Source organism: Paucimonas lemoignei, assembly GCF_004342585.1.
In the GTDB taxonomy this organism is placed as follows: domain Bacteria; phylum Pseudomonadota; class Gammaproteobacteria; order Burkholderiales; family Burkholderiaceae_D; genus Paucimonas; species Paucimonas lemoignei.
This window is the reverse complement of the sequence record NZ_SLZQ01000015.1, coordinates 56310-80648: the sequence shown is the minus strand read 5'-3', so window position 1 is coordinate 80648 and position 24339 is coordinate 56310. Positions and strand designations below refer to the sequence as shown.

The 24339-nt window shown below is 60.1% G+C and carries 16 protein-coding genes; 7 read left to right on the top strand and 9 right to left on the bottom strand.

The genetic code is table 11. The features are described from left to right. The first annotated feature begins 37 nt into the window (after nucleotides 1-37). Nucleotides 38-553: a LapA family protein gene (locus EDC30_RS17320; RefSeq protein ID WP_132260116.1), complete on the top strand. Its 516-nt coding sequence runs from the start codon at nucleotides 38-40 to the stop codon at nucleotides 551-553. Between the two features lie 7 nt (nucleotides 554-560). Here EDC30_RS17320 and mdtD read toward each other — a convergent pair whose 3' ends face one another. Together mdtD and EDC30_RS17310 are read right to left on the bottom strand one after the other, a co-directional pair. Then, on the bottom strand, nucleotides 561-1982 hold the full coding sequence (gene mdtD / locus EDC30_RS17315) for a multidrug transporter subunit MdtD (protein WP_132260115.1): 1422 nt from the start codon (nucleotides 1980-1982) through the stop codon (nucleotides 561-563). Nucleotides 1983-2046: 64 nt separating this feature from the next. Then, a complete protein-coding gene (locus tag EDC30_RS17310) occupies nucleotides 2047-4659 on the bottom strand; it encodes an EAL domain-containing protein (RefSeq protein ID WP_132260114.1) in 2613 nt (870 codons plus the stop codon). 238 nt (nucleotides 4660-4897) lie between these two features. On the opposite strand from EDC30_RS17310, the gene EDC30_RS17305 reads away from it, so the two are divergent. Further along, nucleotides 4898-6871 carry a helicase-related protein gene (locus EDC30_RS17305; protein ID WP_132260113.1) on the top strand — a complete coding sequence of 658 codons (1974 nt, stop codon included), beginning with the start codon at nucleotides 4898-4900 and terminating at the stop codon, nucleotides 6869-6871. Nucleotides 6872-6895: 24 nt separating this feature from the next. On the opposite strand, the gene EDC30_RS17300 is transcribed toward EDC30_RS17305, so the two are convergent. Then, on the bottom strand, nucleotides 6896-7279 hold the full coding sequence (locus EDC30_RS17300; protein ID WP_132260112.1) for a cupin domain-containing protein: 384 nt from the start codon (nucleotides 7277-7279) through the stop codon (nucleotides 6896-6898). Between the two features lie 129 nt (nucleotides 7280-7408). Between EDC30_RS17300 and kefF the strand changes: the two genes are divergently transcribed. Continuing rightward, complete coding sequence (gene kefF, locus EDC30_RS17295; protein WP_132260111.1) at nucleotides 7409-8008, top strand: glutathione-regulated potassium-efflux system oxidoreductase KefF; 600 nt, start codon at nucleotides 7409-7411, stop codon at nucleotides 8006-8008. 17 nt (nucleotides 8009-8025) lie between these two features. Beyond that, nucleotides 8026-9828: a glutathione-regulated potassium-efflux system protein KefC gene (kefC, locus tag EDC30_RS17290; protein ID WP_132260110.1), complete on the top strand. Its 1803-nt coding sequence runs from the start codon at nucleotides 8026-8028 to the stop codon at nucleotides 9826-9828. Between the two features lie 60 nt (nucleotides 9829-9888). On the opposite strand, the gene ahpF is transcribed toward kefC, so the two are convergent. The 6 genes from ahpF to EDC30_RS17260 all read right to left on the bottom strand — a co-directional run bounded on the left by ahpF (nucleotide 9889) and on the right by EDC30_RS17260 (nucleotide 21246). Beyond that, complete coding sequence (ahpF, locus tag EDC30_RS17285; protein ID WP_132260109.1) at nucleotides 9889-11463, bottom strand: alkyl hydroperoxide reductase subunit F; 1575 nt, start codon at nucleotides 11461-11463, stop codon at nucleotides 9889-9891. 194 nt (nucleotides 11464-11657) lie between these two features. Then, nucleotides 11658-12221 carry an alkyl hydroperoxide reductase subunit C gene (ahpC, locus tag EDC30_RS17280; RefSeq protein ID WP_132260108.1) on the bottom strand — a complete coding sequence of 188 codons (564 nt, stop codon included), beginning with the start codon at nucleotides 12219-12221 and terminating at the stop codon, nucleotides 11658-11660. Between the two features lie 291 nt (nucleotides 12222-12512). Beyond that, the gene (locus EDC30_RS17275; RefSeq protein ID WP_132260107.1) at nucleotides 12513-14969 is read right to left on the bottom strand and encodes a putative bifunctional diguanylate cyclase/phosphodiesterase; all 2457 of its coding nucleotides are present in this window, start codon (nucleotides 14967-14969) and stop codon (nucleotides 12513-12515) included. Nucleotides 14970-14982: 13 nt separating this feature from the next. Beyond that, nucleotides 14983-16008: a GGDEF domain-containing protein gene (locus EDC30_RS17270; protein WP_132260106.1), complete on the bottom strand. Its 1026-nt coding sequence runs from the start codon at nucleotides 16006-16008 to the stop codon at nucleotides 14983-14985. Nucleotides 16009-16439: 431 nt separating this feature from the next. Then, a complete protein-coding gene (gene cphA, locus EDC30_RS17265) occupies nucleotides 16440-19010 on the bottom strand; it encodes a cyanophycin synthetase (protein WP_132260105.1) in 2571 nt (856 codons plus the stop codon). Nucleotides 19011-19083: 73 nt separating this feature from the next. Then, nucleotides 19084-21246 (bottom strand): cyanophycin synthetase, encoded by a 2163-nt coding sequence (locus EDC30_RS17260; RefSeq protein ID WP_132260104.1) that lies wholly within the window; start codon nucleotides 21244-21246, stop codon nucleotides 19084-19086. Here EDC30_RS17260 and EDC30_RS17255 point away from each other — a divergent pair. The 3 genes from EDC30_RS17255 to EDC30_RS17245 are packed head-to-tail and all read left to right on the top strand — an operon-like array spanning nucleotide 21235 to nucleotide 24300. Next, the gene (locus tag EDC30_RS17255) at nucleotides 21235-21564 is read left to right on the top strand and encodes a hypothetical protein (protein ID WP_132260103.1); all 330 of its coding nucleotides are present in this window, start codon (nucleotides 21235-21237) and stop codon (nucleotides 21562-21564) included. The genes EDC30_RS17260 and EDC30_RS17255 overlap by 12 nt on opposite strands. After that, the gene (locus tag EDC30_RS17250) at nucleotides 21561-23825 is read left to right on the top strand and encodes a cyanophycin metabolism-associated ABC transporter (RefSeq protein WP_132260102.1); all 2265 of its coding nucleotides are present in this window, start codon (nucleotides 21561-21563) and stop codon (nucleotides 23823-23825) included. Before EDC30_RS17255 ends, EDC30_RS17250 begins: the two co-directional genes overlap by 4 nt. 4 nt (nucleotides 23826-23829) lie before the next feature. Next, nucleotides 23830-24300: a cyanophycin metabolism-associated DUF1854 family protein gene (locus tag EDC30_RS17245; RefSeq protein WP_132260101.1), complete on the top strand. Its 471-nt coding sequence runs from the start codon at nucleotides 23830-23832 to the stop codon at nucleotides 24298-24300. The last annotated feature ends 39 nt before the right edge of the window (nucleotides 24301-24339 follow it).

Genomic DNA, 24339 nt, shown 5'->3' with positions numbered 1-24339 from the left:
ACATGCAATGCATGCATTGTCATTTCAGGAGATTGCCATGAGAGTCAGCACCGTCTTGCTATTGCTTGTCCTGGCTGCAATCGGCGTATTTGCGGCATTGAATTGGCCAGCCTTTAACCAGCCGACCACACTATCGCTCGGATTCACTTCCGTGACCGCGCCAATCGGTTTGGTCATGCTCGGCTTGCTGGTTGCGGTGAGCGCCATCTTCCTGGCTTATCTGGTCACCCTGCAAACTTCCGTCCTGCTGGAAACGCGCCGCCATGCCCGCGAACTGCAAGCGCATCGCGCATTGGCCGATCAGGCGGAAGCGTCGCGCTTTACCGAACTGCGCCGCTTTATTGAATTGGAATTAAATGCACGCACGGCACGCGATGCGGAGATGCATAGCGCGCTGCTGGCGAAAATGGACCGGATGGATGAAGCCTTGCGCAATGCCCTGCAGGACTCCAACAACACCATGGCCGCTTACATGGGGCAGATGGAAGAACGCCTGGAGCATGAGCGGCGCCCGCTTCCTGGCGCCACTACGCTGCCGCGCGACGTGCATTGACAATCAGTCAGGCGAGCTCGGCGTCGCCGCCGCCTTCGGCACGTCCCGTGCCATCGTCTTGCGGCGGCAGCTGCCAGAAAATCCAGGCGGAACAGGCAGTGATGAATCCCATGCAGGCAAAGGTCGCCTGAAATGCCAGCGGCGTCGAGTTAGCGGGCGCCGTTGCCAGCAAATCGGTAAAGGTCGCCAGCAAGCCGCCGGCCGCCGCCACGCCCAGGCTCATCGACAGCATCTGCACCATGGAATGCAGGCTGTTGCCGCTGCTGGTCAGCGCTGGCGGCAAGTCCTTGAGCGTGACGGCATTCATTGCTGAAAATTGCAGCGAATTGATGGCGCCGAATATTCCCAGCTGCAGCATGCGCAACCAGATCGGCACCGTCTCGGAAAACAGGGCGAAGCTGCCGATGCATGCGCCGACCAGCAGGGTATTGACGATCAACATGCGCCGATAGCCGACGCGGCGCACCAGGGGAGTGGCGAAGCGCTTGACCGCCATGCCGCCGATCGCCACAGGGATCATCATCAGCCCGGCATGGAAAGCGGAATAACCCAGGTTGACTTGCAATAGCAAGGGAATCATGAAGGGCATGCTGCCATTGCCGATGCGGGCAAACAAATTGCCCAGACTGCCGACAGTGAACGACCCCACCTTGAACAAGTCCAGCGAAAACAGCGGTGCCGGATGATGGGCGGCGCGCAGCCAGTAAGCAGCGATGCAGATCAGCCCGACAATGACCATCATCAGCACGACGGCATGGCGAAAGCCCATGCTTCCCAGCCCGTCCAGCGCCAGCGAAATCATGACCATGCTGGCGGCAAGCAGGAGATAGCCGGCAAGGTCGAAGCGCTCGATCGTCTCGCCGCGGAAATCCGGCATCAGGATGAGCGCCGCAGTGCAGCCCAGCAAACCGATGGGGATGTTGATCAAAAAAATCCAGTGCCAGGAAGCGTACTCCACCATCCAGCCGCCCAGGGTCGGGCCCAGCAGCGGGCCGATCAAGCCGGGGATGGCGACCAGGGTCATCGCCGGCATGAACTTCTCGCGCGGGAAGGCGCGCAATACCGCCAGCCGGCCGACCGGCAGCAGCATGGCGCCGCCCGCCCCTTGTATCGCCCGCGAGGCGGTCAGCATCGACAGCGTCGGCGAATAAGCGCACAACAGCGAACCGAAGCTGAACACCAGCAGCGCGCCGAGAAATACATGGCGGGTGCCAAAACGGTCGGCGATCCAGCCCGACGCGGGAATCAGCATGGCCATCGTCAGCGAATACGCAATGACGACCGATTGCATGCGCAAGGGACTTTCATTGAGGCTGACCGCCATGGCTGGCAGCGCGGTATTGACGATGGTGCCGTCGAGGGTTTGCATGAAAAAGGCAATGGCTACCAGCCACAGCAGCATGCGTTGGGATTGTTCTGTGTTGTTCATTCTTGTTCAGCGCCCGGAACGCCGATTATAGGACGTGCGAAATCTTGCTGCTTGTACGATGCCGTCACGCGAGCGAAGTTCGCTGAACGATCAAGCTCTCGAAGGCTGGCGCCGGAACCGCCCTGGAAAACAAGAATCCCTGCGCATAGTCGCAGCCCGCGTCCTGCAGTAATTGTTTTTGTTCCGGTGTCTCGATGCCCTCGGCGATCACCTGCAATCCCAGTTCATGCGCCATCACGATAATCGACTTGACGATGGTGCGGTCGCTGGCATCGGTCACCATATCGCGAATGAAGGATTGGTCGATCTTCAGATAATCGATATCGAATTTCTTCAGGTACTGCATCGATGAATAACCGGTGCCGAAGTCATCCAGGGCGACCTGAATGCCGGCATCGCGATACTCGAACAGCTTGTCGGCCACGCTCGCCGAGGCATTCAGCAGCAAGCCCTCGGTGATTTCAACGGCGAGGGCGCTGCCAAGCAAACCGAGCTGCCCAAGGTGTCGCAGCCAGTTCTTGCCGGATTCAACCGAGCGGATCTGGATCGGCGAGGCATTGATGCTGATCTGTACCGTTTTACCCAGTTTGTCCTGCCATTGCCTGGCGCATGCCGCCGCTTCCCTGAATACCCAGTCGCCGATTTCATCGATCAAACCGGTTTCCTCGGCGATGGGAATAAACTGGGTGGGCTCCACTTTCCCGAGTGTGGGGTGAGTCCAGCGTAGCAATGCCTCGGCCTTGGCGATCTGGCCGGTGGCGAGGTCAATCACCGGCTGGTAATGGACTTCCAGCTGGCCTGATGCCATTGCCGTGCGCAAGTCGTGCGCCAGCGTCAGGCGCCGATACGCCAATTCCTGCATCGACGGCGTAAAGTAGCGGAACTGGTTGCGGCCGGCATGTTTGGCGGCATACATCGCCTGGTCGGCATTGCTGATGAGCTGCTCGACCGTGGACGCGTCGGTATCGTACAGCGTGATGCCGATGCTGCCCGATACATAAGCAGTCTGCTTGCCGAGAACGAAAGGTTCGGCCAGCGCCTCGAGGATTTTCTGCGCGACGTTTTCGACATGCGCCAGATCGGTCAGCTCGGTGAGAATCACGGTGAATTCGTCACCGCCTAAGCGCGCCACCGTATCGGATGCGCGGACACAGTGGATCAGGCGTTTTGCCGCCTGCACCAGCAACTGGTCGCCGGCATCATGCCCCATGAGGTCGTTGACTTCCTTGAAGCGGTCCAGGTCGATGAACATCAGGCTGATGGTATGCGGGGAACGCGGGGCTTTTCTGACCTCCTGCTCCAGCCTGTCGCGAAACAGGCGGCGGTTTGGCAAGCCGGTGAGCGTATCGAAATTGGCCTGATACCAGATGCGCTCTTCCGATTTTCTTTGTTCGGAAATGTCGGTGATCGTGCCCGTCATGCGCGATGGCTTGCCATCGTCGGTGAGCCGCACGACGATGCCGCGGGAGCGTACCCATTTCCAGTTACCGTCATGGCATTGAAAACGATACTCCGCGCTGACCGGCAGCGTGGTGCTGGAAGCGGCATTGATGTTGGCCCATACACGCGGCAAATCTTCCGGGTGCACGCGGCTGAGCCAGGATTCGATCCGGTCGGGAAAATCCTGTTCCGCATATCCGAACATTTCCCTGAATCGGCGGGAATACACGACGACACCGGAGCGCAAATCCCAATCCCAGATCCCGTCGCCCGTGCCTTCCACAGCCAGCTTGAGGCGTTCGTTGCTGATGTCGAGCGCATCCTGCGCGCGCTTTTGTTCGGTGACATCATGCCCCTGGATGAAAATGCCGGTGGTTTCATCGCGGGTATCGGTGAATGGCTGGCAAACGAAGTCGACGTAACGCTCGCTCAAGCCTTCTCCCGGATGCTGCTCAATCATGAATTTCATTTGCTTGCCGACGAAAGCCTCGCCTTCCTGGTAGACCTTCGTCAGCAAGCCATCGTATCCCTGTTCGATCAGCTCGGGCATGGCCGTTCTTATCGTCTTGCCGACAATATCGCGATGGCCGACGAGTTGATAAAAGGCTTCATTGACCATATCGATCACATGCAAGGGACCGCGCACGACGACGACGAATCCCGGCGCCTGCTTGAACAGATTCAGCAAATGCTCGCGTTCCTTGTCGAGCATGCGATTATTTTCTTCCAGCGCCTTGGCCTGGCTGAAGACGCTGCCGGCAATCCGGTAATCGCTATTGTCGGGCGCTGCCTGGCCCGATTGCATTTGCTTCTTTGCCAGCTCCGTGACGTCGATGGGAGTTAGCACCAGCATCCCGACCTCGCCCTGCGCATTGAGAATGGGCGTATGAATGATGCTCCAGTAGCGTTCCTCGAATTCAACGCCATGCGCGGTCTGAAACGGGATGTTGTACTGCACCAGGGAGAGATAATCCGGCTGCCTGGTCAGCACGGCACGATTCAAGGAAGCTGTAAGTACGGCGACATTGGATTTGTTGGGGCCGTTTGGATCTGCCGGGAAAGCATCGAACAGGTTGCGCGAGACGAGGTCTTCGCGCGTGCGGCGGGTCAGACGAAGATAAGCCTCGTTCGCACCCAGAATGACGAAACTCGGGGAGACAATGACATAGGGGAATGGCGAGGCATCGAGTATTGCCTCCAGATCCATACTGCCAAGGAATGGACCCAACTTGCTCATACGAATCCCGAAAAAATGACGGCGCTACCGCATTGGCGGTTTTGTGGCGAGAGGACAAACTCCACCAACGCCACGCCGATGCGATAGCCTTAGTAAGGCTGTAATTTTTGACAAAAGTTTAAAAGAACCAAACAGGAAAATACGGGACTTAATTGCAGTAGCTGGATAATGCAGTCGGCCAAGCATGAGCGTCTGCAATAATTCTCGTCACGCTTGCTATTCATTATTTTGTAAAACCATGTCGACTCCCTTTTCTGTCATCAACCCAACGCCAGCCGATGATCCCGCTGGTTCTTCCGATACCCCGGAAGCGTATGCGCAACGTCTGGGTGCGGAATTGCTCAAGCTCGAAGGCGCCGTGGTGGTGCGCTTTTCCGGCATCGCGGAACTGGGTGAATTACGTGTGCCGTATGCGCTGGTGCCAAGCCGAGGCGTGCTGGCCAAGCCGTCCAAGTGGAGAAAATTAGGCCCGGAAGGCCAGCTCGAACTCGTCCAGGAACGCGTGCATCCCGATGCCATGGAAGAGCTGCGCCGCAGCGTGGTGGCCTTCGTCGGCAAAATCGCCGCCGAATCCGAAGATGCCGGCCTCGATACCCGGGCCTTTCTCAGCACGCTGGCGGATGCGCCGACTGCGGTGCCGGCGCCGCAAGTCTTCGAGCGCATCGAACAGCGCCTGACTCACGCCATCGAGCGCCAGCAGGAAGAACGGCACGCCGCGCTCACTCGCGAAAGCATCAACCTGGCCGAATACCCCGCGTCCTTTGAAGTGGCGCGCCGCATGCCGCGCCGCTTCATCGCGCTGCTGGGGCCGACCAATTCCGGCAAGACGCACCAGGCGATGGAAGCGCTGACCAAGGCCAAGAGCGGCATGTACCTGGCGCCGCTGCGCTTGCTAGCGCTGGAAAATTACGAACGGCTGCGCGCGGCCAGGCCGCATGGCAAGGAACTCAAGGTCAATCTCATCACCGGCGAAGAACGCCGCATCGAGGAAGGCGCCACGCATGTCGCCAGCACGGTCGAAATGCTCGACCCGCATCTGCGTGTCGAAGTCGCCGTCATCGATGAAATCCAGATGCTGGCCGACCGCGACCGTGGCGCGGCGTGGACGGCGGCGGTGTGCGGCGCACCAGCCCATGTGGTGTATCTGGTCGGCTCGCTCGAAGCCCGGCGTGCGGTCGAAGCGTTGGCCGAGCGCCTGGAAATTCCGCTGGAAGTGCATGTTTTAAAACGCAAGGCGCCGCTCACCATGGAAGCCGGCCCCGTCAAGAAAATGCGCAACCTGCGCCGCGGCGACGCCGTGATTGCCTTTTCGCGGCGCGACGTACTGATGTGGCGCGACCTGATTGCCGAGCATGGCTTTTCCGTCGCCACCATTTACGGCAACCTGTCGCCGGAAGTGCGCCAGGCGCAGGCAGCGCGCTTTCGCGATGGCACCGCCGATATTGTCGTCGGCACCGATGCCATTGCCATGGGCTTGAACCTGCCGATCGAGCGCGTGGTCATGACGACTTACGTGAAATTCAATGGCGTGGATGAAGAAGAGATTCCGATCGCCCTGGCGCGGCAGATTGCCGGTCGCGCCGGGCGCTTTGGCGTGCATGAGGAAGGCTTCGTTGCCGGCTTCGATGACGACACGCATTACGTCATGCGCTCGCTGATGAAGGAAAAAATCCCGCCGGTGCCGGCCGCCGGCTTTGCCGTGGCGCCATCGATCGAGCATTTGCACCGCATCGCCTCCGTCACCGGCGAACAATCCCTGACACGCCTGTTCAAGCGCTTCGTGCACAATATCGATGTGCCCGACGGATTCTTTTATCCGCGCATCACCGAGGAGCAGGCCGAGCGCGCGCTCTGGCTCGATACCCTCGCGCTCTCGGTGGCGGACAAGTTCACGCTATCGCTGGTGCCGATTTCGTCGCGCATTCCGTATCTGCATAATGTCTGGGAAAACTGGGCGCGTGCGCTGGCGAAAAGGAAGGTTTGCACGCTGCAGCGCGATCCGCATGATCTGGCGCGGCAAAACCTGCAGGAAGTGGAAGATACCTGCCGCATGTATTCGGCCTATGCGTGGCTGAGCTTTCGCATTCCCGAATATTTTCCGGACGGCGAACTGGCGCACGAACTGGCGCGCGAAGCCTCCGAACGGGTCGATGCCATGCTGCAGGCACAGAATGCCGCCTTGCGCCGGCGGCATGGTCGAAGGGCTAGGTAAGCGCCCTAGCGCCCTGCCGCTTGTTCAGTCGCGCACGAACAGGGTGACCAGCGGCGTATCGCCGACTTGCCGGCTCCAGTGGCCGTGCACCTTCGGATCGAACTCTGCGCCTTCGGGCAACACGTCGGCGGAATAGAAATGCTCGCCCGGGCCGAAGATGCGCGATGTGCCATCCTGCAAGCCGATTTCCATCTGTCCACTCAAGACGAACAGCCATTGCGGCGCGGTGGTGCAATGGAATTGGCTGCGAAAGCCGAGCGGGCTCTGGCGCAATTGAAAACCGGATGACGGCATCAACGGCGACAGGCGGGATTGCGGCGTGCCTTCGGTGAGCGCCACATCTTCCTCGCGGAATTTGGCGTAGCCGTCGCTATCGGTATAGAGAATGGTTTTTTTCAAAGTCGTCATGGGCAATCCTTCTCAATGCGGCCTGAAGCTGGCCGGCCATCATTATTACCGATTTTGCTCATGCGCTTTCGCTAAGCATCCACCCGTGCAGTCATTACAATACCAACACGAGACGCTAACGGGCCCATCATGAACCCTCGCCCCGCCATTCTTGTTGTCTACGCGCATCCCGCGCCACACCGTTCCCGCATCAACCGGGCGCTGATCCATGCGGCACGCGCCCTGCCTCATGTCGAGGTGCATGACTTGTACGACATGTATCCCGACTTCGATATCGACGTGCCGCGCGAACAAGCCTTGCTGCAAGCGGCGGACCTGATCATTTTCCAGCATCCCGTCATGTGGTCGAGCATGCCGTCGCTGTTGAAAGAATGGGTCGATGTCGTGCTGGAAAGTGGGTGGGCGCATGGCCGTGGCAGCGCCGCTTTGCATGGCAAGGATTTCTGGCTGGTTGCCACGGCGGGTGGCTCGCAAGAGGCCGACCAGGAGGGCGGCTATCACGGCTATGAGCTGTCCGCCTTGTTGCCGCCATTCGAGCAAATCGCCGCCTTGTGCGGCATGCGCTGGCTGCCGCCGTACATCCTGCAGGATGCGCATCGCCTGAGCGACGCCGACGCCGCCCGGCATATCGACGGCTATTCAGCGCGCCTGATGGATTATCCGGCGTGGTGCGGCAAGCCGCTCATCATCTCGCCGACGGATGAACAAGACTGGTCGGGGAAAGCATAAACAGGAGCTGGCGCGACATGGAAAACAAGCTGCTATTGAATGCCCTGATCTACCTGGCCGCCGCGGTCATCACGGTGCCGATCGCCAAGCGCCTGGGGCTGGGTGCCGTGCTCGGCTATCTGGCGGCGGGCATCGCCATCGGCCCCTTCGGCCTGGGATTGATCCGCGAAGTCGAAGTCATCCTGCACTTTTCGGAATTCGGCGTGGTCCTGCTGCTCTTTCTGATCGGGCTGGAACTCGACCCGAAACATCTCTGGTCATTGCGCAAACCGATTTTCGGCTGGGGAACCGCCCAAGTCGGCCTGGTGGCGGCGGCATTATGCGCAGCCGCCATGCTGGCCGGCCTGTCCTGGAAAACCGCCCTGATTGCCGCGCTCGGCTTGTCGCTGTCTTCCACCGCGATTGCCCTGGCGACGCTGGAAGAGCGCAACCTGATGGCCACACCGGCAGGCTCGGCCGGCTTTTCCATCCTGCTGTTTCAGGATATCGCCGCCATCCCGATGATCGCCATCGTGCCGCTCCTCGGAAGCGCGGCGGCAGGGAGCGGCACGCGCGGCTGGCTGGATGCCCTGGCAGTGCTGGGCGTGGTGGTCGCGCTCGTCGTCGGCGGGCGCTACCTGATCCGGCCGCTGTTGCGGATCATCGCCAAGACCGGCATGCGCGAATTGTTTACGGCATTTGCCCTGCTGCTGGTCATCGGCATCGGCTTGCTGATGCAATCGGTGGGCGTATCGATGGCGCTGGGCACTTTCCTGGCCGGCGTGCTGCTGGCGGATTCGGAATACCGTCATGCGCTGGAGTCTGACCTCGAGCCATTCAAGGGCTTGCTGCTCGGTCTGTTTTTCATTGCCGTGGGCATGTCGGTGAATTTTGCCGTGCTGCTGGCGCATCCGCTGCTGGTTTCTCTTGCCGTCATCGCCTTCCTGGCGATCAAGATCGGTGTCCTGTATGTTCTGGGGAAGCGCTTTGCCATTCCGCGCGGCCAGCAATTGCTGTTTGCCTTGCTGCTGTCGCAAGGCGGGGAATTCGCTTTCGTGGTGTTTGCCGCAGCCGCTGCCGCGCGCGTCGTCACGGCCGAAATCTCTTCCATGCTGGTGCTGGTGGTGGCGCTATCGATGGTGACGACGCCGCTGTTGCTCCTGTTGTACGACCGCTTGATTGCGCCGCGATTTCAGGCGGCCAAGCAGCGTCCGGCCGATGCCATCGAAGAGCATGAAGACCATGTCATCATCGCTGGATTCGGCCGCTTCGGGCAAATCGTCGGACGCCTCTTGCATGCCAACCAGGTTCAGCTGACGGTGCTGGATCATGATCCCGACCAGATCGATTTGCTGCGCAAGTTCGGTTTCAAGGTGTTTTATGGCGACGCCACGCGGCTCGACTTGCTGCAAGCCGCAGGCGCGGCAAAGGCCCGCGCGCTGGTGGTCGCCATCGACGACGTCAATGACAGCCTGGCACTGGTGGATGCGGTCAGACAGGCATTTCCTGCATTGCCGATCCTGGCGCGGGCCCGCAACATTTCGCACTATTACGATTTGATGGATCGCGGCGTCACGTTGATCGAGCGGGAAACCTTTGAAAGCTCCTTGCGCCTGGGACGCGAGGTATTGCAAGTGCTCGGCTATGGCGCTTACCAGGCGCGCCAGGCGGCGATGAAATTCCGCCGGCATAATCTCGCTTCGGTGCAGGCGGTCTATCCGTATTACAAGGACCAGGAACAATTCGTTTCGATGGCCAAACAAGCCCGCGACGAACTGGCGGAAATGTTCGCGCGGGATATCGCGGCGCGGGAAAGCGAACACCGCAGCGGCTGGGATTAAGCCGTCCAATAAAAAACGCCGGCATCAGCCGGCGTTTATCCTTACGAGGAAAGGCGAAGCTTAGGCTGCCGCCTTTTCTTCCGCCGGAGCGGAAGTGCGGATCAGGTGATCAAAGGCGGACAGCGCCGCTTTCGAACCCTCGCCCATGGCGATGACGATCTGCTTGTACGGCACCGTGGTGACGTCACCGGCGGCGAACACGCCCGGCACCGAAGTGCGGCCATGCGTATCGACGACGATTTCGCCGGTCTTGCTCAGCTCCACCGTACCCTTGAGCCATTCGGTGTTAGGCAACAAGCCAATCTGCACGAAGATGCCTTCGAGCTCGATGCGGTGCGACTGCCCGGTCTTGCGATCGGTGTAGTTCAAGCCATTGACCTTGGTGGTGTCGCCGGTCACCTCGGTCGTTTGCGCATCGGTCAGCACCGTCACGTTCGGCAAGCTATGGAGTTTGCGCTGCAAGACCGCATCGGCGCGCAACTGGCTGCCGAATTCCAGCAGGGTCACGTGCGAGACGATACCGGCCAGGTCGATCGCTGCTTCGACACCGGAATTGCCGCCGCCGATCACTGCCACGCGCTTGCCCTTGAATAGCGGACCGTCGCAGTGCGGGCAATAGGTCACGCCCTTGTTGCGGTATTCCTGCTCACCCGGCACGTTCATCGATCTCCAGCGCGCGCCGGTTGCCAGGATCACCGTCTTGGCTTGCAGGGTGGCGCCGCTGGCCAGCTGCACGCCGATGGTATTGCCCGGGATGAGCTTCTCGGCACGCTGCACGTTCATGATATCGACGTCGTATTCCTTGACGTGCTGTTCCAGCGCTGCTGCCAGCTTCGGCCCTTCGGTTTCCTTGACCGAGATGAAGTTCTCGATCGCCATGGTATCCAGCACCTGGCCGCCGAAACGCTCGGCCACGACGCCCGTGTTGATGCCCTTGCGCGCGGCATAGATCGCCGCTGCCGCGCCGGCGGGGCCACCGCCGACCACCAGCACATCGAACACGCCTTTTTGCGCCAGCTTTTCGGCTTCGCGCGCAGCCGCGCCGGTGTCCAGCTTGGCGATGATCTGTTCCAGGTCCATGCGACCCTGGCCAAACACTTCGCCATTCAGGTACACCGTCGGCACCGCCATGATCTGGCGCTTTTCCACCTCATCCTGGTACAGCGCGCCATCGATCATGACGTGGCGGATGTTCGGGTTGAGCATGGCCATCAGGTTCAATGCCTGCACCACGTCCGGGCAATTCTGGCAAGACAGCGAGATATAAGTCTCGAAGTTGAATTGCCCCTGGATATTCTTGATCTGTTCGATCACGTCGGCGCTAACCTTCGGCGGATGGCCGCCGACCTGCAGCAGCGCCAGCACCAGCGAGGTGAATTCGTGGCCCATCGGGATGCCGGCAAAGCGGATTCCCATGTTACTGCCGGCGCGGTTGAGCGCAAACGAGGGCGCGCGCACGTCGGCTTCGCTGGTTTCCTTCAGCGTGATCTTGTCGGACAGTTCGGCGATATCGTTCAGCAGGCCTTGCATTTCCTGCGACGCGTCGCTGCCATCCAGGTTGGCGGTGATCTCGATCTGGTGCGTGACCTTTTCGAGGTAGGCTTTCAATTGGGTCTTCAGGTTGGCGTCCAGCATGATGTGCTCGCTTTCTATGATGTGTCGTTTGCTTTTTTTTAGGGTGCAAAACCACCGCCGGATGAGCTTGTGGCTCCCGGAATTCGATTGTTAAAACAGGCTAATCTGGGGGTGGACCTGCCGGAAACTGAATCGTTTCCGGCAAGTGCGGCAAGAAAGGCGCGCCTGGATGATGCGTGGCGCGCCGCGCCTGTTTAGATCTTGCCGACGAGGTCGAGCGACGGTGCCAGGGTCTTCTCGCCTTCCTTCCACTTGGCCGGGCAAACTTCACCCGGGTGTGCTGCCACGTACTGGGCTGCCTTGATCTTGCGCAGCAGCTCGGAAGCGTCGCGGCCGATGCCGCCGGCAGTGATTTCCACCAGCTGGATCTTGCCTTCCGGGTCGATCACGAAGGTGCCGCGATCGGCCAGGCCGTCGGCTTCGATCATGACGTCGAAGTTGCGCGAGATGGCGCCGGTCGGGTCACCAATCATCGGATACTGGATCTTCTTGATGGTTTCCGAAGTGTCGTGCCATGCCTTGTGGGTGAAGTGGGTGTCGGTCGAGACCGAATAGATTTCCACGCCCAGCTTCTTGAATTCTTCGTAGTTGTCAGCCAAGTCACCCAGTTCGGTCGGGCAGACGAAGGTGAAATCGGCCGGGTAGAAGAAAAACACGGACCACTTGCCTTTCAGATCAGCATCAGAGACCGGTACAAACTTGCCATTGTGGTAAGCGGTTGCATTAAATGGCTTTACCTGGGTATTAATCTGGGACATTGCTTAACTCCTCTGTTGGTTAATCAAAACTGCATGAGTGAATCTTATCGACTATCGCTTCTGCTGTGAAATGAATAATATCCATCAACACGATAGACATAATCAATCACATCTCTTTAAATCAATAGCTTGGTTTTATTTTAGCCCATGTTTGCTTAGGCTGCATGATGCGCCAAAGGTTTGCCAGAGTGGCAGGGAAATGCGAGGAAGGCCGAAGTGGCCAGCGCGAAGGCGGTCGCTGGCCTCCGCGCGGGCGGAAATGCAGCGACAAGAAGAAATGGAAAAGAGCCGTCAGACGGGCGTCGGTACCTTGGAAGGCGAAACGGGCGCTAGCGAAAGCTGCTGTTTTTGCTGAAGAAATTGCGTGCATTGTTCAGCCGGCAAAGGACGGCTGAAGTAATACCCCTGCATTTCATCGCAATGATTATCCATCAGTAATTGCAATTGCTCGGCCGTTTCCACGCCTTCGGCAACGACTTTCAGGCGCAGGCTGTGGGCCACGCCAAGCACCGCTTGAGAGATCGCCAGCGCTTCCGGACTATCGGCCATGTCGCGGACAAACGATTGATCCAGTTTCAGCTTATCCAGCGGGAAGCGCTGCAGGTAACTGAGGTTGGAGTAGCCGGTGCCGAAATCATCGATGGTCAGCGTGATGCCGAGCGCCTTGAAGCTTTGCATGATCTCGATACTCTTTTCCGGATTCCCCATCGACATGCTTTCGGTGAGTTCCAGTTCCAGATAATGCGGATCGAGCCCGGTGGCATTCAGCGTGTCGCGCACGCGGGCGGCAATGCCGGGTGACTGGAATTGCTTGGCCGAGAGGTTCACGGCCACCGGAATACTGAAGCCCGCCTGCTGCCATGCCAGCGCCTGGGTACAGGCGGTGCGCAAAATCCAGTCGCCGATCGGCACGATCAGGCCGGACTCTTCGGCAATCGGGATGAACACGCCGGGCGACACCATGCCCAGTTCGGGATTCTGCCAACGCACCAGCGCTTCGACGCCGACGATGCGTCCGGTCTTGAGATCGGCCTTGGGTTGGTAATGCAATACCAGTTCATTGTTTTCGGCGGCGTGGCGCAGCTTGCCTTCGAGCGTCAGGCGCTTGCCGGCATTGACGCGCATGTCCGGGCTGTAGCACTGGATATTGGAACGTCCCAGTTGCTTGGCCTGGTACATGGCGACGTCGGCGGCATTGAGTAGCGTATCGGCATCTTCGCCATCATCCGGATAGCGGCAATAGCCGATGCTGCACGACAGGCTGAAGTCTTGCCCCAGGTCGCGGATCGGTTCGCACAAGCCTTCCAGCACGCGCTGCAGGACTTGCTCATGGTTGCCGTTGTTATCCAGGTCTTCGAGGATGATGACGAATTCATCGCCGCCGAAGCGCGCCACGGTATCGCTCTGCCGCAGGCAAGTGCGCAAGCGGTTGGTGATGGCCACCAGGGCGCGGTCGCCGGCGCTGTGGCCCAGGGTATCGTTGATATTCTTGAAGTGGTCGAGATCGACGAAGGCAATCGTGGCTGCCTGGCGCTGCCGTGCCCAGCGCGCCATGCCTTGTTGCAGGCGGTCGCGCAGGAGCGCGCGGTTGGGCAAGCCGGTGAGCACGTCATGCGTGGCCAGGCGTTCCAGTTCGGCGTTTTGCGCTTGGTTGAGGGCGAAATTCTTGCAGTTGATGACGGCCGTGCCGAGAAAGGCGGCAAGCTTTTCCAGCAATTGCAAGTCGGCGGTCGGGATGGCGACGATCTGCGTCAGGCTGAAAAAAGCCATGCTGCCGATGGGCTTGCCCTGATAGCGGATCGGCAGCACCAGCAAGGTGCGCGGCGTCTGCATGATGCGTAGCGCCTGCTTATCCATCTCCGACATCGGCAGGTGCAGCAATTCCTGCGCATCATGGAACATCAGCGGAGAATTTTTCAGGAAGGCATGCGAGACGCCACCCGACAGGCTATGCAAGTCGTAATCGCAGTCGCGCAGGTAACTCGTCCAAGCATCGCCAATGGCTTGGAAGCGCGGCGCGGCAACCGATACCCGCTTGTTCTTGAGGAGATCGTCTTCCAGCAGGAAAAAGCCGATGCATTCGAAAGGAATCTGACGGAAGACATCGCCGGCAAACTTGTCAAAGACACTTTCGAGTGCAGTCAGGTTGTTGATCTCGATAATGAAATCGAGCGCGCGCGCATGCTCGCCGGCGGCACGCTGGAAACGGTCATGAAAATCCTGCAGGTAAGCGCTGGCCCAGGCGGCGCGCACAGGCGCCAGGAATAATGCCGTCAGCTCGTCGATGAGGGCGAATATCCGCTCATCGATCGAACCGCCTTGCTTGAGCAGCATGAGCGTGCCGATGGGCGCCGCCTCGGGCTGGCCTTCGAGCATGAGCGGCAAGGCGACACAATCTTCCACGCGCCAGCGCGCCAGGCTCTCGCGCTCATCCTCCGAGCTTTCATGCGTGCTCAAGCGGGCGATACGGCGCGTGAGAAATGCCCGCACATTGGTATTGCGCGTATCGCCTTTGAGCGAGACCTTGTAACCGAAATAGGTGTCTTCCAGATAACGGTATTCGGAAGGCAGGCGAACCTTTTGGCTACTGAGGATTTCACCGTCGTTGTCGAAAAGATTGACGATATAGCCATCCACCAGGCCAAGCCGTTCGATTTCCTCCCCCAGCAAATCCAGCAGGGAGGACAAGCTCGCCGCTCGCGTAATTCGCTCGAGCAGCGCGTATTTTTGTTCTATCGAAAAGGGCATGTTTATTGTAAAGTCAGAACAACTCGACGTCGCTCTCTACCTGTTTTTGCTGCAGCGCTCCCTGCGCGACCAGGGTCTCGTAAAACGCCACCTGGTTACGCCCATGCTGCTTGACGTAATACAGCGCCTGATCGGCACGGTCGATCACCAGGCCGGGCAAGTCGTGCGGCCCGATGAAAGTCACGCCGATGCTGGCAGTGATCTGGCCCACTTGCGGGAAGTAATGGGTTTCCACCACGCGGCGGAAGCGCTCCATCACGGCGGCGGCACGGTCGCCATCGACATTGCGCAGCACCACCACGAATTCCTCGCCGCCGACGCGAAATAAGAGATCGTAATCGCGGAAGGTCTGGTTCATGCACTGGGCAAAGTGCAGCAGCACTTCATCGCCCATGAGATGGCCATACGTATCGTTGACGCGCTTGAAGTGATCGATATCGAGGACGGCCAGGCAGTAGCATACCTTATCGGCGTCGCGCTTGTTAGCGGTACTGAGCGACAGGATCATCTTCATGACCTTGTCGTCGAAGGATTTGCGATTCAATAGTCCCGTCAAATGATCGCGCTGGTTATCGTTCAACAGCAGCATGTAATTACGAATGAACCCCAGGAAAATCGCCGCCATCTCCTGGTCGCGCTCGATATGCTGCGCCGCATCGATCACCAAAAAGCCGCTCACTTTCTTCATCCCGAGAATCGGGTGGATGAAGCGCAGCGGCGCGCCGGGCGCATCCTCGCGCCGCGTCACGACCATGCGCTCACTGCGATAGCATTCCATGAACTGCGGCTCTTCGCGCAGCAAAATCAGGGGCGCATCATCGTCTTCAAAGGTATCGTCGACACCGACGCGGATAAGGAAATCCTCGGCATGGTCGGATTCGACCTGCTTGAGCGTGCGAATGTCGAATAGCGCAATCGCCTCCGCTTCGATCAATTGCTCCAGCGTCTGCACCAGGGAGACTTGCAGCGCCTTGATCTCCGGCTTTTCGATCAGCTTGGCGAGCGACCGCAGCAGTTTGGGAGTGTCGACATTTACCATGGATTTCCAGTCTCAAGGATGCAGGGCGCGCCGCGCCTCATTTTTTTATATCGTTTTATGTTGGTCGATATTAGCAGCATCGTTTTGCCGGTGGCGAAGCGGGTAAAGATTATTAACATTTCTGTTGCGCCCTTACATCCTTACGATGCAAGGGTGGCATCATCCTGCCACGTTAGCGCAAGAATAGACCTTTCAAAAATGGCATTTGGGTAGGCCCTTCGGCGCCGGGCGGACACGTCGCCGCATGCATCGGGCGCATCGATACCGGCAGCCAGGCCAGTCACGTATTAATCCATGAGGATCGCATGGCGGGTTTCAACGCCCGAAGGTTCGCCGCATGTGATCAGCAGGGAATGGCGTTGGAGAAAAGGGGGGCGCCGGAGCATTGCCCGGCGCCCCCTGATACAGGCAGGTCTTGCGGAAGAAGAGGATCAGGCTTCGGCAACGCGCTTGGCGATATGCGCCAGCGCTTCCTGGACCTGGTCGACCAGGATCAGGCATAAGTCACCCGGCTGCAGGCGCGCCAGTGCGCTGTCGATGGCGATGAATTCACCATTGATTTCCTCGACATAGGTGGTGCGCTTGGCGCCCTTCAAGCCTTCGCGCAAGAGAGCGATTACTTCGCCGTCGGCGCGCCCGCGCTGGCAGGCATCCTGATACAGCACCACATCATCGAAGGCATTGCCAAGGATGCGGGTCTGCTCGCGGATATCCTCATCGCGCCGGTCACCGGCGCCGCTGATGACGACCGAGCGGCGCTTGGCCGGCATCGATTCGACTGCGCGCACCAGCGCATTGATCGCATCGGGATTATGGCCATAGTCGGCGATCAGGGTGGCGCCGCGATAATGGAAGACATTGAAGCGGCCGGGCGCATTGTGGCTATCGGTGGTGAAGGTCGCCAAGCCCTTGCGGATGGCATCCCAGCTCGCGCCCGCGCCCCAGGCGGCTGCCAGCGCTGCCATGACATTCTCAACCTGGAAGCCGATCGCGCCATTGGCGGTAATCGGCACTTCCGCCAAAGGAATGCGCTGCTCGAACTTGCCTTCCACTGCTACCAGCGCGCCATTGTCGACATACACCACACGGTTGCCCAGGGCGCGATGCTTGGCCAGCAGCGGGTGCTGGCCATCGGCAGCAAAGAAAGTGACGGCGCAGCGGCAGATATCGGCCATGCCGGCGACGATCGGATCGGCGGCATTCAAGACCGCCATGCCATCGGCGGCGACGTTTTGCACGATCACGCGCTTCAGGACCGCCAGGTCTTCGACGGTGGTGATGTAGTTCAGACCGAGATGGTCACCGCTGCCGATATTGGTGACGACGCCGACCTGGCAACGGTCGAAGGCCAGGCCTTCGCGCAGGATGCCGCCGCGCGCGGTTTCAAACACGGCCGCATCGACATCGGGATGCAAGAGAACATTGCGGGCGCTGCGCGGACCGCTGCAGTCGCCGCTATCGATCTGGCGGCCCTCGATGTACACGCCATCGGTATTGGTCATGCCGACACGCAGGCCATCCTTGCCGAAGATGTGGGCGATCACGCGCACGGTGGTGGTCTTGCCATTGGTGCCGGTGACGGCCACCACGGGAATGCGGCCATCGTCACCGTCGGGGAACATGTCATTGACGATGGCTTCGCCCACTGCGCGGCCCTTGCCGTACGAGGGCGACAAGTGCATGCGCAAGCCCGGCGCGGCATTGACTTCGACGATGCCGCCGTTCTGGTCCTCGATGGGCTTGTGCACGGTTTCGCACACCAGGTCGACGCCGCAGATATCGAGTCCGACCATCTGTGCCGCCGCGACGGCGCAGGCCGCCACATCCGGGTGGACATCGTCGGTCACATCGGTGGCCGTGCCGCCGGTGGAAAGATTGGCATTGTTACGCAAGAGCACGCGCTGGCCGCGCGCCGGCACGCTGTCCGCATTCATGCCTTGTTCGGTCAGGCGCGCCAGGGCGATGTCATCGAAACGGATCTTGGTCAGCGAGGTGGCATGGCCGCTGCCGCGGCGCGGGTCGCTATTGACGATCTCGACCAGCTCGCGCACGGTATGCACGCCATCGCCGATCACAAGCGGCGGCTCGCGACGAGCGGCGGCAATCAACTTGTCGCCCACCACCAGCAGGCGGAAATCATGTCCCGGCAGGTAGCGCTCGACGATGACATCGTCGCGGTAGGCCTCGGCGGCGGCAAACGCTGCCTCCACCTGTTCGCGGGTCGTGATGTTGACGGTCACGCCCTTGCCCTGGTTGCCATCCTTGGGTTTCACCACCACCGGCAAGCCGATTTCGCAGGCCGCTTCCCAGGCATCCTGGGCGTTCGCAGCGATGCGGCCATGCGGCACCGGCACGCCGGCGGCAGCCAGCAGTTTCTTGGTCAATTCCTTGTCTTGCGCAATCGATTCGGCAATCGCGCTGGTGGCATCGGTCTCGGCCGCCTGGATGCGGCGCTGGCGGCTGCCCCAGCCGAACATCACCATGCTGCCTTCGGTCATGCGGCGAAATGGGATATTACGGGCAATCGCGGCATTGACGATGGAGCCGGTGCTGGGGCCGAGACGCACATCTTCATCAAGTTCGCGCAACTGGGCGAGCGCGCCTTCGAGGTCGAAGGGGCGGTCTTCATCGGCAGCGCGGCACAGTTCTTCAGCCTTTTCCAGCGCCAGGCGGCCGACGGCTTCCTCGCTGTATTCCACCACGACCTGGAATACGCCGGGCTCGACGGTGGCGGTAGTGCGGCTGAAGGTCACCGGGCAGCCGGCTTCGGCCTGCAGCGCCAGCGTGGCCAGTTCCAATACCTGGGCGATCGAGACGACGCTGTTGCGGCCGGCAGGCTGAAACGGCGGCAATTGCGGAAAGCGCGCGCGCAAGCGTTCCTCGAAACCGGGAATGCTATTGATGGCAATCTTGCTTTCACTGCAGGAGACCACCGCTTCCATGGCGGTATGGTGGGTCCAGAGATTCGGGCCGCGCAGGGCGCGGATGCGTGAAACTTGCATGTTGAACTAGGTCCTATTGTTCCTGTTATATCTCGATAAGCGGCGGCTGCCTTGTTGACTACCCGACTACTCGTTATGCAGCCTTGCCTGCCTGGAAAGCGAAAGTGCGCAAACCGGCACTGAGCAATTGCGGCTCGACGCCGGCAGCCCAGGCAGTGGCCACCGCGGCCACGACCGATTCCGGCTCCACGCCGGCGGCAAACGGCAGCAACGGCAATTGTGCAAGCTCGTCTTCGCCTTGCGCCAGCACGATTTCATCGTGGCGCAGGAATACGACGCGGCCACCTTCATTACGATGGGATGCCAGCGCCGCCGTGTCTTCATTCACGGCGTAGAACAGCACGCTACCGTCGCACAGATCAGCCATCTCGACCACCAGCGGATCGGCGGCATTCAAGACCGCGCTGCCCTCAGGCAGCACAACATCGATCTGGGAACGCAAGACGTTATAGGCTTGCTGCGGCTCGCGGATATAGAACTCGGCCAGCTCGGGAGTGACGGTCACATCGGTGACCACGCCGACCTGGCATTTGTCGTAGGGCAGGCCCTCGGCCAGGATCATGTGCGCGCTATTATCGAACACGGCGGCTTCGATCGCGCGGTTGATCAGGAGGCGCTGGCCCGCTTCAAAGCTGGTGCAGACGCCGCGCTGGATCTTGCGGCCATTGATGAACACATCCGTGCCGGAAGCCAGACCGGCGTGGCGGCCGCCCACGTACAGCATCCATGCCGTCAGGCGGCCGATGAGCGCGGTATCGCGGCTGCCGGCGATGCCGATGACCGGAATGCGGCCATCTTCCTCCGTGCCGAACAAGTGCTCGACGATGGCGGCGCCGACATCGCGCGGCTTGCCGCTGGCCGGCTTGATATGGGCCAGCAAGCCGGGGCTGGCATTGACTTCGATGATGGCGCCGCGCTGCGCTTCCAGCGGGCGGCTGATGTCTTCTGCCACCAGGTCGATGCCGGCGATGTCGAGGCCAACGATGCGTGCCGCCAGCGTGGCGCGGGCAGCGACCTCGGGATGCACGTCATCGGTGACATCGAAGGCGACGTTGCCGTTCCGCTGGATCAGCACCTTTTGCCCGGCGGCCGGGATGGAGTCCGGCGTCAAGCCCTGGCGCTGCAATTCCAGCAGGATCTCGCCCCATTCGGATGGCTTGATCAGGCTTAAGGGGAATTCTTCCGAGTCGCCGCGGCGTGGGTCGGTGTTCAACTGGCTATCCACCAGTTGCGTGACATTCTGCACGCCGTCGCCGACGACCGAGGCGGTTTCACCGCGGGCAGCGGCGACGACGCGGTTGCCGACCACCAGCAGGCGGTGCTCGTTACCGGTGATGAATTGCTCGACGATGACATTGCCGTCGCCTTCCTTGGCGGCCAGCTCGAAGGCATTGATCACTTCTTCGCGGGTCTTCAAATCGAGCGAGACGCCGCGGCCATGGTTGCCATCCTGCGGTTTCAAGACCACCGGCAAGCCGATATCCTGCGCTTCGTCCCAGGCTTCCTCGGCGCTGGTGACGATGACGCCTTGCGGCACCGGCACGCCACAGGATTGCAGGAGCGACTTGGTCATATCCTTGTCGCTGGCGATGCCTTCGGCGATGGCGCCGGTGCGGTCGGTTTCGGCGGTCCAGATGCGGCGCTGGCCATTGCCATAGCCGAGCTGCACCAGGTTGCCGTCGGTGAGGCGGATATGCGGGATATTGCGGTTGGTGGCGGCGTCGACGATATGCGAAGTGCTGGGTCCCAGGCACAGGGAATCGACCATGTCGGTCAGCATCGCGACCGTGGCGCCGACGTCATACGGCATGTCATGGATGGCTGCCAGCAGCAGGTCGCGGGCGGCGGACAGGGCGGCACGGCCGACTTCTTCCTGGCGCGTGCGGAACACGACTTTATAAACGCCGCGCACGCCGGTTTCGCGAGCCTTGCCAAAGCCGGTCTTCATGCCAGCCATGGTTTGCAATTCCAGCGTCAAGTGCTCGAGAATGTGGCCAGCCCAGGTGCCTTCGCGCAGCCGTTCCAGGAAGCCGCCGCGCGTGCCGACGCCGCAGCGGTGCTCGATCAAGCCTGGCAGCCAGGTGGTCAGGCGCTCGTACAGTCCGGGAATGGTGTTGGAGGGAGAGTCTTCGAGAGAGCCGATATCGACCCAGGCTTCAATGACGGGACGGTAAGTCCAGATGTTTGGTCCACGCAGATGGGTCACGCGCAGAAATTGAATGTCGTGTTTGCTCATGTATTGTTACGTAAATGCAGGCAGCGCTGGCTTCGCATTATTAGCTATTTCTTTAAGTTTCGCTTAAGCTACATGCAAAAATTTTTTGCATGTAGCTTTGCTGGCACTGAAACGAAGGCAAACCAGGGCGTTGTTGTCAAACCTTCATGCCTCTTACCTTCAGCAGAAAAATTTCCTTTTTGGTTCAACCAGTTGCCGCCTCATCCGTTTATAGTGCTGACCGGAATTTTGTCGGCCCGTTCACTGTCTCATTTTTTACTTGAATTAACTTTGCTGCACTGCATACTGCCGGCACTTACGCAAGCAATCCCAGAATGACAAGCCCATCTCCTGTAACCGATCTTTCCCGCAACGACCTTCCAGCCGAATGGCAAAACCCTCTGGCAACGCAGCTTGCTCCAGGAGAAAACGTTGTCGCATGGGTTCAGGTTGACCTCGACCAGCGCCTTCACTTCAAAAAAGGCTTGCTGGCCTTGACCGAGCAGCGCCTGCTGACCTTGGCGCCGGGCGAAACCGAGTGGAAAAACTGGCATTTTCGTAATGGCTTGGCATTGCATCATCACGATCATGCCGGCGTCGGCCATCTGGAATTGGTCGACGCTACCGGCTTGCTGGCATCCTGGCGCTTCACCCTTGGCCAAAACCTGCAAGCCATCCGGCTGATTGACCAATTCAATTTGTTGCAGGCGAGCCACGTCTCTGGCGAGCCGGTGGCCGAACCCGATGGCAATGCGTGCCCAAGCTGCAAGGCGCCGCTCGACCCGGACCAGGATGTCTGCCCGGTGTGCACCCGCGTGATTCACACGCCGCCGTCGACCTGGACCCTGTTGCGGCTGTGGCGCTTTGCCCATCCCTACAAGGGTCAGCTACTGCTTGGCTTTTTCCTGACGCTATTGGGCACGGCAGCTTCCATGGTGCCGCCTTATCTCACCATGCCGCTGATGGATAACGTGCTGATTCCTTACCAGAACGGCAAGCAGATCGATCCTCACCTGGTCGGCTTGTATCTGGCTGGCCTGTTGGGCGCGGCACTGATGGCCTGGGGACTGTCGTGGGCCAAGACATATATATTGGCGCTGGTGTCCGAGCGCATCGGCGCCGACTTGCGCACCACGACCTACGAACATTTATTAAGAATGTCGCTGGAATACTTCGGCGGCAAGCGTACCGGCGACCTGATTTCGCGCATCGGCAGCGAAAGTGACCGCATCTGCGTCTTTCTGTCGCTGCATTTGCTGGATTTCGCCACCGATGTGCTGATGCTGACCATGACGGCGGCGATCCTGTTTTCGATCAACCCCTGGCTGGCGCTCGTGACCTTGCTGCCCTTGCCGATCATCGCCTGGATGATCCACGTGGTGCGCGACAAGCTGCGCACCGGGTTTGAAAAGATCGATCGCGTCTGGGGCGAGGTGACCAATGTCTTGGCCGATACCATTCCCGGCGTGCGCGTGGTGAAAGCCTTCGCCCAGGAACAGCGCGAAGCCAACCGCTTCCGCGAAGCGAATAAACATAACCTCGCCGTCAATGACAGGCTGAACAAAACCTGGTCGCTGTTTTCACCGACGGTGTCGCTGTTGACCGAGCTGGGCTTGCTGGTGGTGTGGGGCTTCGGTATCTGGCAAGTGTCGAAGGGCGATATCACGGTGGGCGTGCTGACTGCTTTTATTGCCTATATCAGCCGCTTCTACGGCCGGCTGGATTCGATGAGCCGCATCGTCTCGGTGACGCAGAAATCGGCTTCGGCGGCCAAGCGCATCTTCGATATCCTGGATCACGTCTCCAGCGTGCCGGAGCCGGCCAACCCGGTGCCATGGAAGAACGTCAAGGGCGGCATCGAGATCGTCGATGTCGGTTTCCGCTATGGCAACCGCGCCGTCAACCGCGGCATCAATTTGAGCATCAAGCCGGGCGAGATGGTGGGCCTGGTCGGCCACAGCGGCTCGGGCAAGAGTACGCTGGTCAACCTCATCTGCCGCTTCTACGATGTCGCCGAAGGCGCCATCCGCGTCGATGGCGTGGATATCCGCAATTATGGCTTGTCGGACTATCGCCGCAATATCGGCCTGGTGTTGCAGGAACCCTTCCTGTTCTTTGGCACCATCGCGGAAAACATCGCCTATGGAAAACCGGATGCCACCCGCGAAGAAATCATGGCGGCGGCGCGCGCCGCGCATGCGCATGAATTCATCCTGCGCCTGCCGCAAGGTTACGACTCGATGGTGGGCGAGCGCGGCCAGGGCTTGTCGGGCGGCGAGCGCCAGCGCATTTCGATTGCCCGCGCGCTCTTGATCAACCCGCGCATCCTGATCCTCGATGAAGCGACCTCGTCGGTGGACTCGGAAACCGAAAAGGAAATCCAGAAGGCGCTCGATAACCTGGTGCAGGGCCGCACCACGATTGCGATTGCCCACCGCTTGTCGACCCTGCAGCGCGCCGATCGCCTGATCGTGCTGGACCGCGGCCAGGTGGTCGAGGAAGGGCCGCACGATGAATTGATGGAAATGGAAGGGGCTTACTATCGCCTCTACCAGGCGCAAGCCCGGAATGCCGCCGAAATGGCCTTGCAGGGAGAATAAGACCATGGCTACCACCCGTTTTACCTTGACTCGCAACCCGTTCGGCCGCCTGCTCCTGACCAGCGAAGATGGCAACATTCATGAAGGCGTGGTGCCGGTGCGCGCCTTCCCGATCCAGGCGCCCAATGACGGTATCGCGCTGGTCAATGGCGATGGCGCCGAAGTGGCGTGGATCGACCGTTTATCCGACCTGACGCCGGCGATCCGCAGCCTGATCGAGGAAGAATTGGCCGGGCGCGAATTCATGCCGGAAGTTTCGCGCATCGAGTCCGTCACCAGCTTTGCCACGCCTTGCACCTGGAGCGTCGTCACCGATCGCGGCGCCACTTCCTTTGTTTTGCGGGGCGAAGAGGATATCCGTCGCGTCGGCAGCAATGGCTTGCTGATTTCCGACAGCCACGGGATTCAATTCCTGGTGCGCGATATGCAGGCGCTGGACAAGCATAGCCGCAGGATTCTCGACCGCTTCCTGTAAACGCCATTCGCTGACGCTTCTTGATATCCGTTTGACTAC

Excerpts from the sequence above, each read along its gene's own strand:
- EDC30_RS17275 (WP_132260107.1), bottom strand. The coding sequence starts at position 14,969 with ATGCCCTTTTCGATAGAACAAAAATACGCGCTGCTCGAGCGAATTACG.
- EDC30_RS17310 (WP_132260114.1), bottom strand. The coding sequence starts at position 4,659 with ATGAGCAAGTTGGGTCCATTCCTTGGCAGTATGGATCTGGAGGCAATA.
- EDC30_RS17270 (WP_132260106.1), bottom strand. The coding sequence starts at position 16,008 with ATGGTAAATGTCGACACTCCCAAACTGCTGCGGTCGCTCGCCAAGCTG.
- ahpF (WP_132260109.1), bottom strand. The coding sequence starts at position 11,463 with ATGCTGGACGCCAACCTGAAGACCCAATTGAAAGCCTACCTCGAAAAG.
- EDC30_RS17320 (WP_132260116.1), top strand. The coding sequence starts at position 38 with ATGAGAGTCAGCACCGTCTTGCTATTGCTTGTCCTGGCTGCAATCGGC.
- cphA (WP_132260105.1), bottom strand. The coding sequence starts at position 19,010 with ATGCAAGTTTCACGCATCCGCGCCCTGCGCGGCCCGAATCTCTGGACC.
- EDC30_RS17260 (WP_132260104.1), bottom strand. The coding sequence starts at position 21,246 with ATGAGCAAACACGACATTCAATTTCTGCGCGTGACCCATCTGCGTGGA.
- EDC30_RS17300 (WP_132260112.1), bottom strand. The coding sequence starts at position 7,279 with ATGACGACTTTGAAAAAAACCATTCTCTATACCGATAGCGACGGCTAC.
- EDC30_RS17305 (WP_132260113.1), top strand. The coding sequence starts at position 4,898 with ATGTCGACTCCCTTTTCTGTCATCAACCCAACGCCAGCCGATGATCCC.
- EDC30_RS17250 (WP_132260102.1), top strand. The coding sequence starts at position 21,561 with ATGACAAGCCCATCTCCTGTAACCGATCTTTCCCGCAACGACCTTCCA.
- kefC (WP_132260110.1), top strand. The coding sequence starts at position 8,026 with ATGGAAAACAAGCTGCTATTGAATGCCCTGATCTACCTGGCCGCCGCG.
- mdtD (WP_132260115.1), bottom strand. The coding sequence starts at position 1,982 with ATGAACAACACAGAACAATCCCAACGCATGCTGCTGTGGCTGGTAGCC.
- EDC30_RS17245 (WP_132260101.1), top strand. The coding sequence starts at position 23,830 with ATGGCTACCACCCGTTTTACCTTGACTCGCAACCCGTTCGGCCGCCTG.
- ahpC (WP_132260108.1), bottom strand. The coding sequence starts at position 12,221 with ATGTCCCAGATTAATACCCAGGTAAAGCCATTTAATGCAACCGCTTAC.
- kefF (WP_132260111.1), top strand. The coding sequence starts at position 7,409 with ATGAACCCTCGCCCCGCCATTCTTGTTGTCTACGCGCATCCCGCGCCA.